A 14,930-nucleotide genomic window follows, 5' to 3' on the forward strand; every position below is an offset into this window, starting at 1 on the left:
TCTATATCACTCATCATAAGACAAGACCTTCATTGCTTAAATTGATATATTAAGAAGATGATATTGCAATTTATGCAACGTAAAACAGGTAGCCTACTGTGGATCTCCGTGACTTAAAGCTTTTTCTCCATCTGGCCGAAAGCCGCCACTTTGGTAAAACGGCTAAGGCGACTTACGTCAGCCCGTCAACCCTCTCCAGACAAATACAGCGACTGGAGGAAGAGCTGGGTCACGCGCTGTTTATTCGGGACAACCGTACCGTCCAGCTTACTCAAGCAGGGCAGCAGCTGAAGGCTTTCGCTCAGCAAACGCTGTTACACTACCAACAGCTGCGCAGCGCTCTGTCTCAGGAAGACGCCTACCTCAGCGGCGAACTTCGCCTGTTCTGCTCGGTTACCGCCGCCTATAGTCACCTTCCCGCCGTTCTGGATCGGTTTCGCGCACGCCATCCCAACGTCGAAATCAAGCTAACGACTGGCGATGCCGCCGACGCGGTAGAAAAAGTGCAGTCCAACGACGCCGATCTGGCCATTGCCGGTCGGCCGGAAAACCTGCCAACCAGCGTAGAGTTTCACAAGATCGGCGAAATCCCTCTTCTGATGATCGCCCCGTCGCTTCCCTGCCCGGTTCACAGCCAGATGTCAGTCGACAGGCCGGACTGGGCCTCTATCCCATTCATTCTGCCAGAACACGGTCCCACTCGTCGGCGCATCGACCAGTGGTTTCGTCGTCACCACATCAGCAGCCCACAAATTTACGCCACTGTCGCCGGTCACGAAGCCATTGTTTCCATGGTCGCGCTGGGCTGCGGCATCGCACTGCTTCCCAGCGTTGTGCTGGACAACAGCCCGGAAAGCGTCCGCAGTCGAATCATCATTATAGAGAACGTGGCTCCTATGTCCGCCTTTGACCTAGGCGTCTGCGTACAGAAAAAGCGCCTGAACGAGCCGCTGATCCACGCCTTCTGGCAGCTGTTATAGCGACTCTTCCGGATTGCGCTTCATCATTTCTACGCGCATCAGGTAGTGGTACAGCGGCGCCAACTGCCTGAATCCTTTGGCCAATACGTCTACCAGCCCGTCGTCGAAGAGGCGTTCCATATCCTGAGCGGTGTGCATAACGGCAAAGCTTTTGCGGTTGTACCAGTTAGCAATATCAGGATCCTGTTCTTTCACTAACGGTCGCTTGTAGCTTTCCCCAACCAACTCAAACGGTGACTTACAGCACTTGGCAACCGCCAGAAAATCTTTCGGCTCTGTGCGCATCAAAAGGCGCAGTATGTCCATGGTCTGCCGACTGGCACAGTAGTAGCCCAGCCCGTAGCGATAAAAGTCAGGGGCTATTTCGAAGAAGTAGACCGGTGCGTCCGTCCAGTCTTTGCTGTAGCGCTTAAAGGTCAGCCACATATGGCTGCGGTAGCGCGACTTGTCGTGGCTAAAGCGCGTGTCCCGATGAATGCGGGAAATGGTTTTACCGATCGCCGGGCGCGTTTCCACCTCTGGGTCAATGGTCAACGCGGTCTGACTTAGCGCCTCCACCAGCCGGCGGAATGGCGTAACGATGTTGTCGTCATAGATTGAGCGGTGATCGTCAAACCACTCTTTACTGTTCTGGATCCTGACGTCCTGCAGAAACGTCAGCCCTTCCTGGCTAAATCCGCTAAACGCTGTCATGTTTCTTACCGTCCATAAAGTCAAAACGCCGCTGAAGTCAACTCCAGCGGCGCTGCGGGCTATCCGGCCAGGAAGAACCTGAATGCCGGATTTTCTGTTTCATCACGATAGTCGTATCCCAGCTTTTTCAAGTGCTGTTCAAACGACTCGTCCTTATCCGTCAGCTCAAAGGCTGCCAGTACCCGACCATAGTCAGTTCCGTGGCTTCGGTAGTGGAACAAAGAAATATTCCAGTACGTACCTAACGTTTGCAAAAACTTCAGCAGCGCGCCGGCAGACTCGGGAAACTCAAAGCTATAGAGCTGTTCGCGAATAGGCTTGGCCGGGCGCCCGCCAACCATATAGCGAACATGCAGCTTGGCCATTTCATCATCGGAAAGATCGACTACCTCATAACCGCCCCTGCGCAGCTCTTCAACGATTTCATTTCGTTCAGCTTCACCGCGCGTTAGCCTAACGCCGACAAAAATGCAGGCGCTTTTATCGCTGGCGTAGCGATAGTTGAACTCGGTAACCGAACGGCCGCCCAACAGCTGGCAGAAGTTCAGAAAGCTGCCCTTCTTCTCAGGGATGGTGACTGCCAGTAGAGCTTCACGCTTTTCCCCCAATTCACAGCGTTCAGAAACGTAGCGCAGGCCGTGAAAATTCAGGTTAGCACCGGAAAGAATACAGGCCAGGCGCTCGTTCTTAATGCCATTTTGCTCTGCATACTTTTTCAACCCCGCCAGCGCCAGAGCGCCAGAGGGTTCAGCAATTGCCCGCACGTCTTCAAACAGATCCTTAACGGCTGCGCAAATGGCGTCGCTGTCGACGGTCACTACGTCATCAAGGTAGGCGCGGCACAGGCGGAAAGTCTCGTCGCCGATGCGCTTAACAGCAACACCGTCGGCAAACAGCCCTACGCGATCGAGCTCAACGGGATTCCCCACCTCAAGCGCCGCCGTCAGGCAGGCGGAATCCTCTGCCTCAACGCCAATGACCTTAATGTTCGGCATCAGCTGTTTAATCAGCACCGCAACCCCAGCAGCCAAACCGCCGCCGCCGACCGGAACGAAAACCCGATCGAGATGAGCATCTTGCTGAATGAGCTCCATACCGATAGTGCCCTGACCGGCGATCACCGCCGGGTGGTCAAACGGAGGAATAAAGGTGTATCCCTCTTTTGCCGCCAGCTCAATCGCTTTGGCCTTGGCTTCGTCGAAGTTAGCGCCAAACAGTAAAACCTCGCCACCAAAGCCGCGCACAGCGTCAACTTTAATGTCCGGTGTGGTCAGCGGCATAACGATAAGTGAACGAATGCCCAGCCCGCTAGCCGACAGCGCCACGCCCTGTGCGTGGTTACCCGCTGACGCGGCAACAACGCCGTTAGCCTTTTGGCTATCGTTCAAACCGGCGATCATGGCGTGCGCGCCGCGCAGCTTAAAGCTGTGTACCGGCTGACGATCTTCACGCTTTACCAGCACCGTATTGTTTAAGCGAGCTGACAGTTTGTTCATCTCCTGCAGCGGCGTCACCTGTGCGACATCGTATACCGGTGCGCAAAGCACCGCGCGCAGGTATTCCGCACCCGAGGGTGCGGAAGAGAGCGGTAGTGGGACAGCCATTATCATCAGCCTCCCAGCTTGCTCTTATCGCGAACGGCGCCCTTATCAGCGCTGGTCGCCAGACTTGCGTAAGCGCGCAGCGCAAAGGAAACCTGACGATCGCGATTTTTCGGCGTCCACGCCTTGTCGCCGCGAGCCAGCTCTGCCTGCAAGCGAGCCTCAAGCTCACTGTCGGAAACGTCTAGCACCAGCTTACGCTTGGGAATATCAATATTGATAATGTCGCCATCCTGAACCAGGCCAATCAGGCCGCCGTTTGCCGCTTCAGGGGAAATGTGCCCCAGAGACAGACCCGATGAACCGCCGGAGAAACGACCGTCAGTGATCAGCGCACAGGCCTTGCCCAATCCCATGGATTTCAAGAAAGAGGTTGGGTACAGCATTTCCTGCATGCCCGGTCCGCCTTTAGGCCCCTCGTAGCGAATAACAACAACGTCGCCGGGCACCACTTTTTTACCCAGAATAGCCTCAACGGCGTCTTCCTGGCTTTCATAAACCTTTGCCGGGCCCCGGAACGTCAGAATGCTCTCATCAACGCCTGCAGTTTTAACAATACAGCCGTCTTTCGCTAGGTTACCGTCAAGCACCGCCAAACCGCCGTCCTGACTGTAGGCATGTGCCAGATCGCGGATACAGCCTTCTGCACGGTCAGTATCCAAAGAGTCCCAGCGGCAGTCTTGGGAGAAGGCTTCTGTAGTGCGGATACCCGCCGGGCCTGCACGATAAAGCTCTTTTACCGCATCGCTTTGGGTCAGCATAACGTCAAACTTCGCCAGCGTATCCGTCAGGTTCATTCCCATTACGTTGCGAACGTCGCGGTTAAGCAGCCCGGCGCGATCCAGCTCGCCCAGAATGCCAATAACGCCACCGGCTCGGTGTACGTCTTCCATGTGGTATTTCTGGGTGCTCGGCGCCACTTTACACAGCTGCGGAACCTTGCGGGAAAGGCGGTCGATATCGCTCATCGTAAAATCGACGTCCCCTTCCTGAGCTGCGGCTAGCAGGTGAAGTACAGTGTTAGTTGAACCACCCATGGCGATATCCATGGTCATGGCGTTTTCAAACGCAGCCTTCGTTGCGATAGCTCGCGGCAGAACCGCGGCATCATCCTGCTCATAGTAACGCTTAGTCAGAGAAACGATCTCTTTACCGGCGTCGAGGAACAGCTGCTTGCGATCTTTATGTGTCGCCACCAGAGAGCCGTTGCCGGGCAGAGCCAAACCTAAAGCCTCAGCCAGGCAGTTCATTGAGTTGGCAGTAAACATGCCAGAGCAGGAGCCGCAGGTCGGGCAGGCGGAGCGTTCAATTTGCGCGCTGTCTTCATCGCTGACGTCCGGGTTAGCCCCTTGGATCATGGCGTCGATAAGATCCAACTTGATGATCTTGTCGGAAAGCTTGGTTTTCCCGGCTTCCATCGGCCCGCCGGAAACAAAAATGACCGGAATATTCAGGCGCAGAGAAGCCATCAGCATCCCTGGGGTGATTTTGTCACAGTTGGAAATACACACCATCGCGTCAGCGCAGTGGGCGTTTACCATGTATTCAACCGAGTCGGCAATAAGCTCGCGAGAAGGAAGAGAGTACAGCATGCCGCCATGCCCCATGGCAATGCCATCATCAACAGCGATGGTATTAAACTCTTTCGCGACGCCGCCAGCGGCCTGAATCTGGTCCGCCACCAGCTTACCCAGATCGCGCAGGTGCACGTGGCCCGGAACAAACTGGGTAAACGAGTTCACCACCGCAATAATCGGCTTGCCGAAATCGTCGTCTGTCATGCCCGTTGCGCGCCATAGGGCACGGGCTCCCGCCATATTGCGGCCGTGGGTGGTTGTCGCTGAACGATACTTAGGCATGCTGTATTCACTCCCGTTGTCTATCGGCGGGCGGAAGCACTCCGCCCGCGATGTTTCATTATGTTTGCTAACGCTGTTTTAGTTATTGGTTTACCAGATCCAGCCAGCCGTACTTGTCTTCTGTCTTGCCGTTGAACAGACCGAAGAAGCTCTGCTGAATCTTTTTGGTGATCGGGCCACAGCGACCGATGCCCACTTCAATACCGTCTACGCTGCGCACTGGCGTAATTTCCGCCGCGGTGCCAGTCATAAAGACTTCGTCAGCCAGATAGAGAGACTCTCGAGAAAGTACCTGCTCGCGGATTTCCAGCCCTAAATCTTTAGACAGCTTGATGAGCGCATCGCGGGTAATGCCCGGCAGTGCGGCAGAAGTCAGGGTTGGAGTAAACACGACGCCGTCTTTCACAACAAAAATGTTCTCACCGGCACCTTCAGACAGGTAGCCGTGAACGTCCAGTGCAATGCCTTCTGTATATCCGTGACGGCGCGCTTCGCTACCGACCAGCAGAGAGGACAGGTAGTTACCGCCAGCCTTGGCTGCAGTAGGAATAGTATTTGGCGCAGCGCGGTTCCAAGAAGACACCATGGCATCAATACCCTGATCCAGTGCTTCTTCACCCAGATAGGCGCCCCACGGGAAAGCAGCGATGATAACGTCAGTCTTATAGCCAGGAGGTGGGTTTACGCCCATGCCGACGTCGCCGATAAATACCAGCGGACGAATATAGGCGCTGGTCAGATTGTTTTTACGCAGGGTTTCGCGACAGGCTGCCATCAGCTCATCAACAGAGTAGGAAACCGGCATACGATAGATTTTTGCTGAATCACGCAGGCGCTGCATGTGCTCACGGTGGCGGAAAACCGCCGGGCCTTTGTGGGTGTCATAGCAGCGAACGCCTTCAAATACAGACGTACCGTAGTGCAGCCCGTGTGACATGACGTGAACTTTTGCCTCGGCCCAAGGAACCATTTCGCCGTTAAACCAAATGTAGTCAGCTTTTTTCGTACTCATTTTTTTCTCTATCCTTGTCGCGCTAAGCGCGTATTTGTTGTGATGCTTGAGTGTGGACCTCAACGCTGTTGACATCCACAAGTTTACGTAACTGAGAAGACAGTAAATTTACAGGCCTTTCACTGGAGACTGTCAAGTGAATGTTTATGTTATCCCCATTGGCCGTTTGATTCATATTCATTTTGCATACCTGAAATCCGCGATGGCGGACAACCCGTAGTAAACGTTCTAAAACTTCGGAACGAAAGCGAGTTTGAATAAATAATTGATGCTCTGTCATGATACTTTCTCCAGCATGGTTTCATTACCGGCACCCGGCGGAACCAGAGGCCAAACGTTTTCTAATTCATCGATAGAGACGTGCAGCAAATAGGGACCGTCGCTGGTCAGTAAAGCATTCAAGGCTTCATCTACCTGATCTTTGCGAGAAATGCTCTGCCCGGGAATGCCGAAGGCACTTGCCAGCACCAGAAAGTCCGGGTTGTCTGACAGATTGGTTTCACTGTAGCGGGCGTCAAAAAACAGCTGCTGCCACTGACGCACCATGCCCAGGCGCTGGTTGTCGATAAGCACGATTTTTACCGGCAGGCGCTTACGCTTAATGGTTCCCAGCTCCTGCACGTTCATCATGAATGAACCGTCACCCGATACGCAGATAACCATATCGTCTGGTCGCGCCATCTGTGCGCCAACGGCGGCGGGAATACCGAACCCCATAGTTCCAAGCCCGCTGGAAGTAATAAAATTTTCCGGACGGCTAAAAGACATGTGCTGCGCGCTCCACATTTGGTGTTGGCCAACGTCGGTCGTCACAACGGCACTTTCGGGTTTTCTGTCAGAAAGCTGTTTTAGCAGGAGAGGGGCATAGATAGGTTGACCAGGATGATCGTAACGGGCGGCGTACTCGGCTTTCATTTCAGCAACTTTACCGCGCCAGGCCGATATCTCCATCGGCTGTTGAAGATAAGGCAGCATTTGGTTTAAGTCCCCACGCAGCGCAACGTGCGGCGTACGCAGTTTACCCATTTCAGCCTGATCGATATCCATGTGGATAACCTTGGCGTGAGGCGCGAACGCGTTTAGGCGCCCTGTTACCCGATCATCAAAACGAACGCCTATAGCAACCAGCAGATCACAGTCCTGAATTGCCAAATTGCCCGCCTTCGAGCCGTGCATACCCAACAGTCCAAGATAGTGAGAATCGCTTTTATCACAGGCTCCCAGCCCTTTTAGGGTCGATACGCTAGGAATTCCCGTTACATCAACAAAGCGGCGCAGAGCGTCAACGGCACCCGCCATTCCCACACCGCCACCGACGTACAGCATCGGCTTGCGGGATTCGGCCAGCATTGCGCTAGCTTTCTGAAGATCAGAAGCTGAAGGCTCCGGCATCTCTTCAACTGACATCAACATTGGCTTAAGGTGTTCCCCTTCAGCAAGCTGGATATCTTTTGGAATATCGATCAGTACCGGGCCGGGGCGCCCACTGCGAGCAATTTCAAACGCCTGAGCAATAACCGAAGGTAGCTCTTCAAGAGATTCAACTAAGTAGCTGTGTTTAGTGCAGGCTAAAGACAGACCCAGAACGTCAATTTCCTGAAAAGCATCAGTACCGATAAGAGACGAAGCGACTTGCCCTGTGATGGCAACAACGGGAACAGAATCCAGCAGCGCGTCGGCTAGGCCAGTGATCAGATTCGTAGCGCCCGGCCCGGAAGTGGCAATACATACGCCAACTTTTCCGGTAGATCGCGCATAGCCAAGAGCCGCCAATGCAGCCCCCTGCTCGTTACGACACAGTAAATGCTCAACCCCTCCGTCATACAGCGCATCATAAACGGGCATGATGGCGCCGCCTGGATAGCCAAAAACGGTATCAACACCTTGCTCACGTAACGTCTGTACAACCCACTGCGCCCCATTCATCATTCCTACCCCGTGCTCTGCTTGATGTATTTGATGTTGTTGTATCTGTTGCCGTCTGCGCTCTTGGCGCCAGTTATTGTTATCAGGCATAAAAAAACCCCCGCCTTTTCAGTGCGGGGGTTCTTGAATTTCTGACCTCTTATCAGGTCTTTCTTCGTCCAAGCGATGCCCCGCGCGGTGGGATAATAATCACCACCACACTAATAATGACGAGGCTAATCACTTGGCTTACAGACTTCATAATGTCTAATTCTGCTCTTCATCTCTTGAAGGAATACATACAGAGGTACCACAGTTTTAAACCGAGTTACAACCCATTTTTTATTTTCATTTTTATTTACCATTCGAAAAATGAAAATAAATATTTTGTTTTCAATTAATTAAAAACAAAAAAGTCGTGAAAACATTTTTTATGAGAAAAAGTGCACAATAAAAAACTGAAAAATGATGATGAAATCATCAATTTTTGGAATGTATATCTAAAAAACAAATAAATACTAAAAAATTAAACTAACAGAAAGCGACAATCCTGACAGGATAATCTGAAAATCAGAACGGATAATCCCTATGTCACTAGCCATTGTTCACACCCGAGCGTCTATCGGCATTCATGCTCCACTCGTCAGTGTCGAGGTTCATATCAGCAACGGCATGCCCATGTTTACGCTTGTCGGTTTACCGGAAACGACGGTTAAAGAGGCCAAAGACAGGGTAAGAAGCGCACTGATAAACAGCGGTTTTTCTTTCCCTCCGAAGAAAATTACCGTCAATCTTGCTCCCGCCGATCTTCCTAAAGAGGGTGGGAGATTTGATCTGCCTATCGCACTGGCTATTTTGGCTGCATCTGAACAAATATCCCCAGCCCTATTGGGACGTCATGAATTTTTAGGAGAGCTGGCACTGTCTGGTGAAATAAAACGCGTTAACGGTGCTATACCGGCTGCATTAGCAGCCACGCAGGAAAATCGATCGCTGATCCTGTCGCTGGAAAATGAATCTGAAATATCTCTGATTGAACAAGGAAGTCACCTGATAGCCCACACTTTAACCGACGTTTGCCGCTTTCTAGCAGGGGATACTGAAGCGCTTTGTTCTCCCTCACAAGAGCCCGAACCTACAACAATCGACAATCTACCGGATCTAAGAGACATCATTGGCCAAGAACAGGCTAAAAGAGCGTTGGAAATCGCTGCTGCAGGTGGCCACAATCTCCTTCTTCTGGGCCCTCCAGGAACAGGAAAAACCATGCTGGCTACGCGACTCAATCCTCTGCTTCCGCCATTAAGCGATAAAGAGGCGCTGGAAAGTGCAGCAATAGGCAGCCTAGCTCATACCCCTCAAAATGCTAAAAACTGGCGGAGAAGGCCCTTTAGAGCCCCACATCACAGCGCATCAATGGCAGCTCTGGTTGGCGGCGGCACTTTCCCTCGCCCAGGAGAGATATCACTGGCCCACAACGGCGTTCTTTTCCTTGATGAACTTCCCGAGTTTGAGAGAAAAGTACTGGATGCACTAAGAGAGCCGTTAGAGTCTGGGGAAATAATTATTTCCCGAGCCAACGCTAAAATCGTTTTCCCTGCCAGAGTTCAGCTGATTGCTGCGATGAATCCCAGCCCGACAGGACACTATCAGGGAATACAGAGCCGCTCCAATCCTCAACAGGTTATGCGCTATCTGAATCGCCTCTCTGGGCCATTTTTAGACCGATTTGATCTCTCCATAGAGGTTCCTCTGCTTCCAAAGGGAGTACTAAGCCAGCATCGGGAAAAAGGAGAATCCAGTGAAACGGTAAGAAAGAGAGTATTTACAGCTCGGGAAAAGCAGATGAAAAGAAGTAAAAAGATAAATGCTCACCTTAGCAGTAAGGAAGTTGAAGAAATATGCACACTGGAACAGGAACACGCGCTGTTTCTTGAGCAGGCGCTCACCAAACTCGGCCTGTCAGTACGGGGTTGGCACCGGATATTAAAAGTGTCTAGAACCATCGCCGATTTGGCTGGCAGTGAAAAAATAGAAAGAGAGCATATTGCTGAAGCACTCAGCTATAGAAGCATGGACAGACTTCTGCTACAGCTCTATAAGGCGCTATGAATAAACACAAACGGGGCCAAAGGCCCCGTTTAATTAGTCGTCGGAATCGCTGAAGTCTTCCAGATTGTCCACCTGAGGCTTACCGCCAGACAGCGTATGAAAACGCTTAGGACGGCGAATACGATTGACGTATTTAGCCCAAATTTTCTCGGCTTCCGTCTGGGGTTCACGCTCACCGCGGCAAGCCGCAACAAACAGCTTTTCCTCATCGGTGACTGGGCTACGTTTACCGGAATCAAGTTCATTAAACGCGTGACCTTGGCGCTCCAGTACCTGTGCTTCCTTAATCGTAAAATCCCCGTGGCGAGAAAATCCGCGTGGATAATTTTTATTGTCAAAAAAACGATGCGTCGTGGAGAAGCTTTCCGCCATCTGACATTACTCCTAAGTCTCTAAATTAATGCTTTTATGGCGCGGAGTATTAGTGAGGCTTGCCACACTGTAAAACAAAAAATTATAATCCTCACGATTAATATTTTTGGAGGATAAATGGATATCGATCTATTCAAGACCTTTCTGGAAGTCAGTAAGACTCGCCACTTCGGTCGTGCCGCAGAGTCACTCTATTTGACTCAGTCAGCGGTAAGCTTTCGCATACGTCAGCTGGAAAGCCAGCTTGGCGTTAATCTATTTAGCCGCCATCGCAACAATATCCGCCTAACCAACGCGGGTGAGCAGCTTCTTCCCTATGCAGAAAATATGCTTTCTTTATGGCAGCAGGCAAAGGGAGCGGTACTAAAGAATAGCCATACAAGCAATGAACTTACCATTGGAGCCCTTCCTGCCGTATGGGAATCCTGCTTAACAGACTGGGTTGAAACCCTCTATCTGCAAAATACAAATTTACATATTCGTTCCCGAATGGGATCTCGCAGCCTTCTTGCTCCTCAGCTGCACGAACGAAGTCTAGACCTTCTTATTGCAACAACGCCCCCTAAAATGGACGAAATGATAGGAAAAAAGATCGGCGAAATATCATTAACTGCATTTTCGGTTGATAAAAAAATTAGCGAAAAGAACGAAAAGAGAAAGAGCTATATTGATATAGAGTGGAGTGCGGAGTTTTCTCAAAGAAAAGAGCTAGGGGATCAATACGATGATGCTGTACTTTCAACCTCTTCAGCAATAATGGCCATGCGGCTGCTAAAAAGTGTCGGAGATTGTGCCTATTTACCCACTGACTGGGCCAAAAAATATCCAACATTAAAGGCTGTTTCTTCACTTCCTGATATTTGCCTGCCTATTTATGCAATATGGCTACAAAACAGTGAGCATGAAGCACTTATTCGCGATCTGATAGAAAGGCCGCTGCTAGCTGAAAGCAAATAAATATTTTTAAAAGATAAAAAAATAACCCTTTGCAAAGCAAAGGGTTATTCTCTCTATTTATGGCAGGGGCGGAGAGACTCGAACTCCCAACACCCGGTTTTGGAGACCGGTGCTCTACCAATTGAACTACGCCCCTAGAATAAGTGGCGGAACGGACGGGACTCGAACCCGCGACCCCCTGCGTGACAGGCAGGTATTCTAACCAACTGAACTACCGCTCCACCGAATTCTTTTCTCACCAGAAGCGTTCTGGCTTACTACTTTTAAATTAAGAGCCTGGCAGTTCCCTACTCTCGCATGGGGAAGCCCCACACTACCATCGGCGCTACGGCGTTTTACTTCTGAGTTCGGCATGGGGTCAGGTGGGACCACCGCGCTATCGCCGCCAGGCAAAGTCTGTATTGTTCACCGTTGACGCTGCTGTTCTACCAACAACCCAACCACGAACTTCAATCCTTCAACAAGCTCAATAATTCTACTGTCTCTCGTCTCTAAAAACGCCTTCGGCGTTGTAAGGTTAAGCCTCACGGTTCATTAGTACTGGTTAGCTCAATACATCGCTGCACTTACACATCCAGCCTATCTACGTCATGGTCTTTAACGTTCCTTTAGGGGACTCAAAGTCCCAGGGAAGACTCATCTCGGGGCAAGTTTCGCGCTTAGATGCTTTCAGCGCTTATCTTTTCCGCACGTAGCTACCGGGCAATGCAATTGGCATCACAACCCGAACACCAGCGGTGCGTTCACTCCGGTCCTCTCGTACTAGGAGCAACCCCCCTCAATCTTCCAGCGCCCACGGCAGATAGGGACCGAACTGTCTCACGACGTTCTAAACCCAGCTCGCGTACCACTTTAAACGGCGAACAGCCGTACCCTTGGGACCTACTTCAGCCCCAGGATGTGATGAGCCGACATCGAGGTGCCAAACACCGCCGTCGATATGAACTCTTGGGCGGTATCAGCCTGTTATCCCCGGAGTACCTTTTATCCGTTGAGCGATGGCCCTTCCATACAGAACCACCGGATCACTAAGACCTACTTTCGTACCTGCTCGAGCCGTCACTCTCGCAGTCAAGCTGGCTTATGCCTTTGCACTAACCTCCTGATGTCCGACCAGGATTAGCCAACCTTCGTGCTCCTCCGTTACTCTTTGGGAGGAGACCGCCCCAGTCAAACTACCCACCAGACACTGTCCTCACCCCGGATAACGGGGCTAAGTTAGAACATCAAACATTAAAGGGTGGTATTTCAAGGTTGGCTCCACACGTACTGGCGTACATGCTTCAAAGCCTCCCACCTATCCTACACATCAAGGTTCAATGTTCCGTGTCAAGCTATAGTAAAGGTTCACGGGGTCTTTCCGTCTTGCCGCGGGTACACAGCATCTTCACTGCGAGTTCAATTTCACTGGGTCTCGGGTGGAGACAGCCTGGCCATCATTACGCCATTCGTGCAGGTCGGAACTTACCCGACAAGGAATTTCGCTACCTTAGGACCGTTATAGTTACGGCCGCCGTTTACTGGGGCTTCGATCAAGAGCTTCGCTTGCGCTAACCCCATCAATTAACCTTCCAGCACCGGGCAGGCGTCACACCGTATACGTCCACTTTCGTGTTTGCACAGTGCTGTGTTTTTAATAAACAGTTGCAGCCAGCTGGTATCTTCGACTGGCTTCGGCTCCATGGGCAAGCCACTTCACCTATTGCCAGCGTGCCTTCTCCCGAAGTTACGGCACCATTTTGCCTAGTTCCTTCACCCGAGTTCTCCCAAGCGCCTGAGTATTCTCTACCTGACCACCTGTGTCGGTTTGGGGTACGATTTCGTGTTACCTGATGCTTAGAGGCTTTTCCTGGAAGCAGGGCATCAACCACTTCATCTCCGTAGAGACTCGTCATCACGCCTCAGTGTTATACAGCAGACCGGATTTACCAGGACTGCCCACCTACACGCTTAAACCGGGATAACCGTCACCCGGCCGGCCTAGCCTTCTTCGTCCCCCCTTCGCAGTAACACCAAGTACGGGAATATTAACCCGTTTCCCATCGACTACGCCTTTCGGCCTCGCCTTAGGGGTCGACTCACCCTGCCCCGATTAACGTTGGACAGGAACCCTTGGTCTTCCGGCGAGCGGGCTTTTCACCCGCTTTATCGTTACTTATGTCAGCATTCGCACTTCTGATACCTCCAGCAGACCTCACAGTCCACCTTCGCAGGCTTACAGAACGCTCCCCTACCCAACGAACGTATCCCTAAGCCAACTCGACTTTAATGAACGCATTGACGTCGCTTCGCTCCGTCAATCGTTATCCACATCAGTGAAATTGTCTTGGGTGATACGTTCGCTGCCGCAGCTTCGGTGCATGGTTTAGCCCCGTTACATCTTCCGCGCAGGCCGACTCGACCAGTGAGCTATTACGCTTTCTTTAAATGATGGCTGCTTCTAAGCCAACATCCTGGCTGTCTGTGCCTTCCCACATCGTTTCCCACTTAACCATGACTTTGGGACCTTAGCTGGCGGTCTGGGTTGTTTCCCTCTTCACGACGGACGTTAGCACCCGCCGTGTGTCTCCCGTGATAACATTCTTCGGTATTCGCAGTTTGCATCGAGTTGGTAAGTCGGGATGACCCCCTAGTCGAAACAGTGCTCTACCCCCGAAGATGAATTCACGAGGCGCTACCTAAATAGCTTTCGGGGAGAACCAGCTATCTCCCGGTTTGATTGGCCTTTCACCCCCAGCCACAAGTCATCCGCTAATTTTTCAACATTAGTCGGTTCGGTCCTCCAGTTAGTGTTACCCAACCTTCAACCTGCCCATGGCTAGATCACCGGGTTTCGGGTCTATACCCTGCAACTAAGACGCCCAGTTAAGACTCGGTTTCCCTGCGGCTCCCCTATTCGGTTAACCTTGCTACAGAATATAAGTCGCTGACCCATTATACAAAAGGTACGCAGTCACCCCCCATAAAGAGAGGCTCCCACTGCTTGTACGTACACGGTTTCAGGTTCTATTTCACTCCCCTCGCCGGGGTTCTTTTCGCCTTTCCCTCACGGTACTGGTTCACTATCGGTCAGCCAGGAGTATTTAGCCTTGGAGGATGGTCCCCCCATATTCAGACAGGATAACACGTGTCCCGCCCTACTCATCGAACTCACACCAACTGCACTTTCATGTACGGGGCTATCACCCTGTGTCGCGCGACTTTCCAGACGCTTCCATTAATGCTGCTGATGATTCAGGTTCTGGGCTCTTCCCCGTTCGCTCGCCGCTACTGGGGGAATCTCGGTTGATTTCTTTTCCTCGGGGTACTGAGATGTTTCAGTTCCCCCGGTTCGCCTCATTAACCTATGGATTCAGTTAATGATAGTGCAACGGATTGCACTGGGTTTCCCCATTCGGGTATCGTCGGTTATTGCGGTTCATATCACCTTACCGACGCT

The 14,930-nt window shown here is 51.7% G+C and carries 11 protein-coding genes, 2 tRNA genes and 2 rRNA genes (1 of these 15 only partly in view); 3 read left to right on the forward strand and 12 right to left on the reverse strand.

Annotated elements, in window-relative coordinates:
- The first annotated feature begins 98 nt into the window (after positions 1-98).
- Positions 99-980 (forward strand): HTH-type transcriptional activator IlvY, encoded by an 882-nt coding sequence (ilvY, locus tag DQM29_RS17430; RefSeq protein WP_111741844.1) that lies wholly within the window; start codon positions 99-101, stop codon positions 978-980.
- Here the strand turns inward: ilvY and DQM29_RS17435 are convergent.
- The 7 genes from DQM29_RS17435 to DQM29_RS17465 all read right to left on the reverse strand — a co-directional run bounded on the left by DQM29_RS17435 (position 975) and on the right by DQM29_RS17465 (position 8,312).
- A complete protein-coding gene (locus tag DQM29_RS17435; protein ID WP_111741845.1) occupies positions 975-1,673 on the reverse strand; it encodes a DUF2461 domain-containing protein in 699 nt (232 codons plus the stop codon). The two genes, ilvY and DQM29_RS17435, sit on opposite strands and share 6 nt — an antisense overlap.
- Positions 1,674-1,732: 59 nt before the next feature.
- The gene (ilvA, locus tag DQM29_RS17440; RefSeq protein ID WP_111742148.1) at positions 1,733-3,277 is read right to left on the reverse strand and encodes a threonine ammonia-lyase, biosynthetic; all 1,545 of its coding nucleotides are present in this window, start codon (positions 3,275-3,277) and stop codon (positions 1,733-1,735) included.
- A gap of 5 nt (positions 3,278-3,282) precedes the next feature.
- Positions 3,283-5,133 (reverse strand): dihydroxy-acid dehydratase, encoded by a 1,851-nt coding sequence (gene ilvD, locus DQM29_RS17445; RefSeq protein ID WP_111741846.1) that lies wholly within the window; start codon positions 5,131-5,133, stop codon positions 3,283-3,285.
- 82 nt (positions 5,134-5,215) lie between these two features.
- Positions 5,216-6,145: a branched-chain amino acid transaminase gene (locus tag DQM29_RS17450; RefSeq protein ID WP_111741847.1), complete on the reverse strand. Its 930-nt coding sequence runs from the start codon at positions 6,143-6,145 to the stop codon at positions 5,216-5,218.
- Between the two features lie 22 nt (positions 6,146-6,167).
- Entirely contained in the window at positions 6,168-6,425 is a 258-nt protein-coding gene (gene ilvM, locus DQM29_RS17455) for an acetolactate synthase 2 small subunit (protein ID WP_111741848.1), read from the reverse strand.
- Entirely contained in the window at positions 6,422-8,071 is a 1,650-nt protein-coding gene (gene ilvG, locus DQM29_RS17460) for an acetolactate synthase 2 catalytic subunit (RefSeq protein ID WP_111742149.1), read from the reverse strand. The genes ilvM and ilvG overlap by 4 nt, the downstream gene beginning before the upstream one ends.
- Positions 8,072-8,213: 142 nt before the next feature.
- Positions 8,214-8,312 (reverse strand): IlvGEDA operon leader peptide, encoded by a 99-nt coding sequence (locus DQM29_RS17465; protein WP_111741849.1) that lies wholly within the window; start codon positions 8,310-8,312, stop codon positions 8,214-8,216.
- 326 nt (positions 8,313-8,638) lie between these two features.
- Here DQM29_RS17465 and DQM29_RS17470 point away from each other — a divergent pair, with 326 nt between their 5' ends.
- Entirely contained in the window at positions 8,639-10,162 is a 1,524-nt protein-coding gene (locus DQM29_RS17470; protein ID WP_111741850.1) for a YifB family Mg chelatase-like AAA ATPase, read from the forward strand.
- A gap of 33 nt (positions 10,163-10,195) precedes the next feature.
- Here the strand turns inward: DQM29_RS17470 and DQM29_RS17475 are convergent, their stop codons facing one another.
- The gene (locus tag DQM29_RS17475; protein ID WP_111741851.1) at positions 10,196-10,534 is read right to left on the reverse strand and encodes a MaoP family protein; all 339 of its coding nucleotides are present in this window, start codon (positions 10,532-10,534) and stop codon (positions 10,196-10,198) included.
- Positions 10,535-10,651: 117 nt separating this feature from the next.
- Here DQM29_RS17475 and hdfR point away from each other — a divergent pair, with 117 nt between their 5' ends.
- The gene (gene hdfR / locus DQM29_RS17480; protein ID WP_111741852.1) at positions 10,652-11,491 is read left to right on the forward strand and encodes an HTH-type transcriptional regulator HdfR; all 840 of its coding nucleotides are present in this window, start codon (positions 10,652-10,654) and stop codon (positions 11,489-11,491) included.
- 60 nt (positions 11,492-11,551) lie between these two features.
- Here hdfR and DQM29_RS17485 read toward each other — a convergent pair.
- From DQM29_RS17485 to DQM29_RS17500, 4 genes are all read right to left on the reverse strand, one after another.
- Positions 11,552-11,627: transfer RNA gene (locus DQM29_RS17485), tRNA-Trp, on the reverse strand.
- An 8-nt stretch (positions 11,628-11,635) separates the two neighbouring features.
- Positions 11,636-11,712, reverse strand: a tRNA-Asp gene (locus DQM29_RS17490).
- Between the two features lie 53 nt (positions 11,713-11,765).
- Positions 11,766-11,881: ribosomal RNA gene (gene rrf, locus DQM29_RS17495) — 5S ribosomal RNA — on the reverse strand.
- A 123-nt stretch (positions 11,882-12,004) separates the two neighbouring features.
- Positions 12,005-14,930: ribosomal RNA gene (locus tag DQM29_RS17500) — 23S ribosomal RNA — on the reverse strand (it continues 73 nt past the right edge of the window).

Source organism: Leminorella richardii, assembly GCF_900478135.1.
GTDB classification, from domain to species: domain Bacteria; phylum Pseudomonadota; class Gammaproteobacteria; order Enterobacterales; family Enterobacteriaceae; genus Leminorella; species Leminorella richardii.

What these genes read in the sequence shown, in the direction of transcription:
- DQM29_RS17435 (WP_111741845.1), bottom strand. Translation starts at nt 1,673, where the DNA reads ATGACAGCGTTTAGCGGATTTAGCCAGGAAGGGCTGACGTTTCTGCAG.
- ilvA (WP_111742148.1), bottom strand. Translation starts at nt 3,277, where the DNA reads ATGGCTGTCCCACTACCGCTCTCTTCCGCACCCTCGGGTGCGGAATAC.
- ilvD (WP_111741846.1), bottom strand. Translation starts at nt 5,133, where the DNA reads ATGCCTAAGTATCGTTCAGCGACAACCACCCACGGCCGCAATATGGCG.
- DQM29_RS17450 (WP_111741847.1), bottom strand. Translation starts at nt 6,145, where the DNA reads ATGAGTACGAAAAAAGCTGACTACATTTGGTTTAACGGCGAAATGGTT.
- ilvM (WP_111741848.1), bottom strand. Translation starts at nt 6,425, where the DNA reads ATGACAGAGCATCAATTATTTATTCAAACTCGCTTTCGTTCCGAAGTT.
- ilvG (WP_111742149.1), bottom strand. Translation starts at nt 8,071, where the DNA reads ATGAATGGGGCGCAGTGGGTTGTACAGACGTTACGTGAGCAAGGTGTT.
- DQM29_RS17465 (WP_111741849.1), bottom strand. Translation starts at nt 8,312, where the DNA reads ATGAAGTCTGTAAGCCAAGTGATTAGCCTCGTCATTATTAGTGTGGTG.
- DQM29_RS17470 (WP_111741850.1), top strand. Translation starts at nt 8,639, where the DNA reads ATGTCACTAGCCATTGTTCACACCCGAGCGTCTATCGGCATTCATGCT.
- DQM29_RS17475 (WP_111741851.1), bottom strand. Translation starts at nt 10,534, where the DNA reads ATGGCGGAAAGCTTCTCCACGACGCATCGTTTTTTTGACAATAAAAAT.
- hdfR (WP_111741852.1), top strand. Translation starts at nt 10,652, where the DNA reads ATGGATATCGATCTATTCAAGACCTTTCTGGAAGTCAGTAAGACTCGC.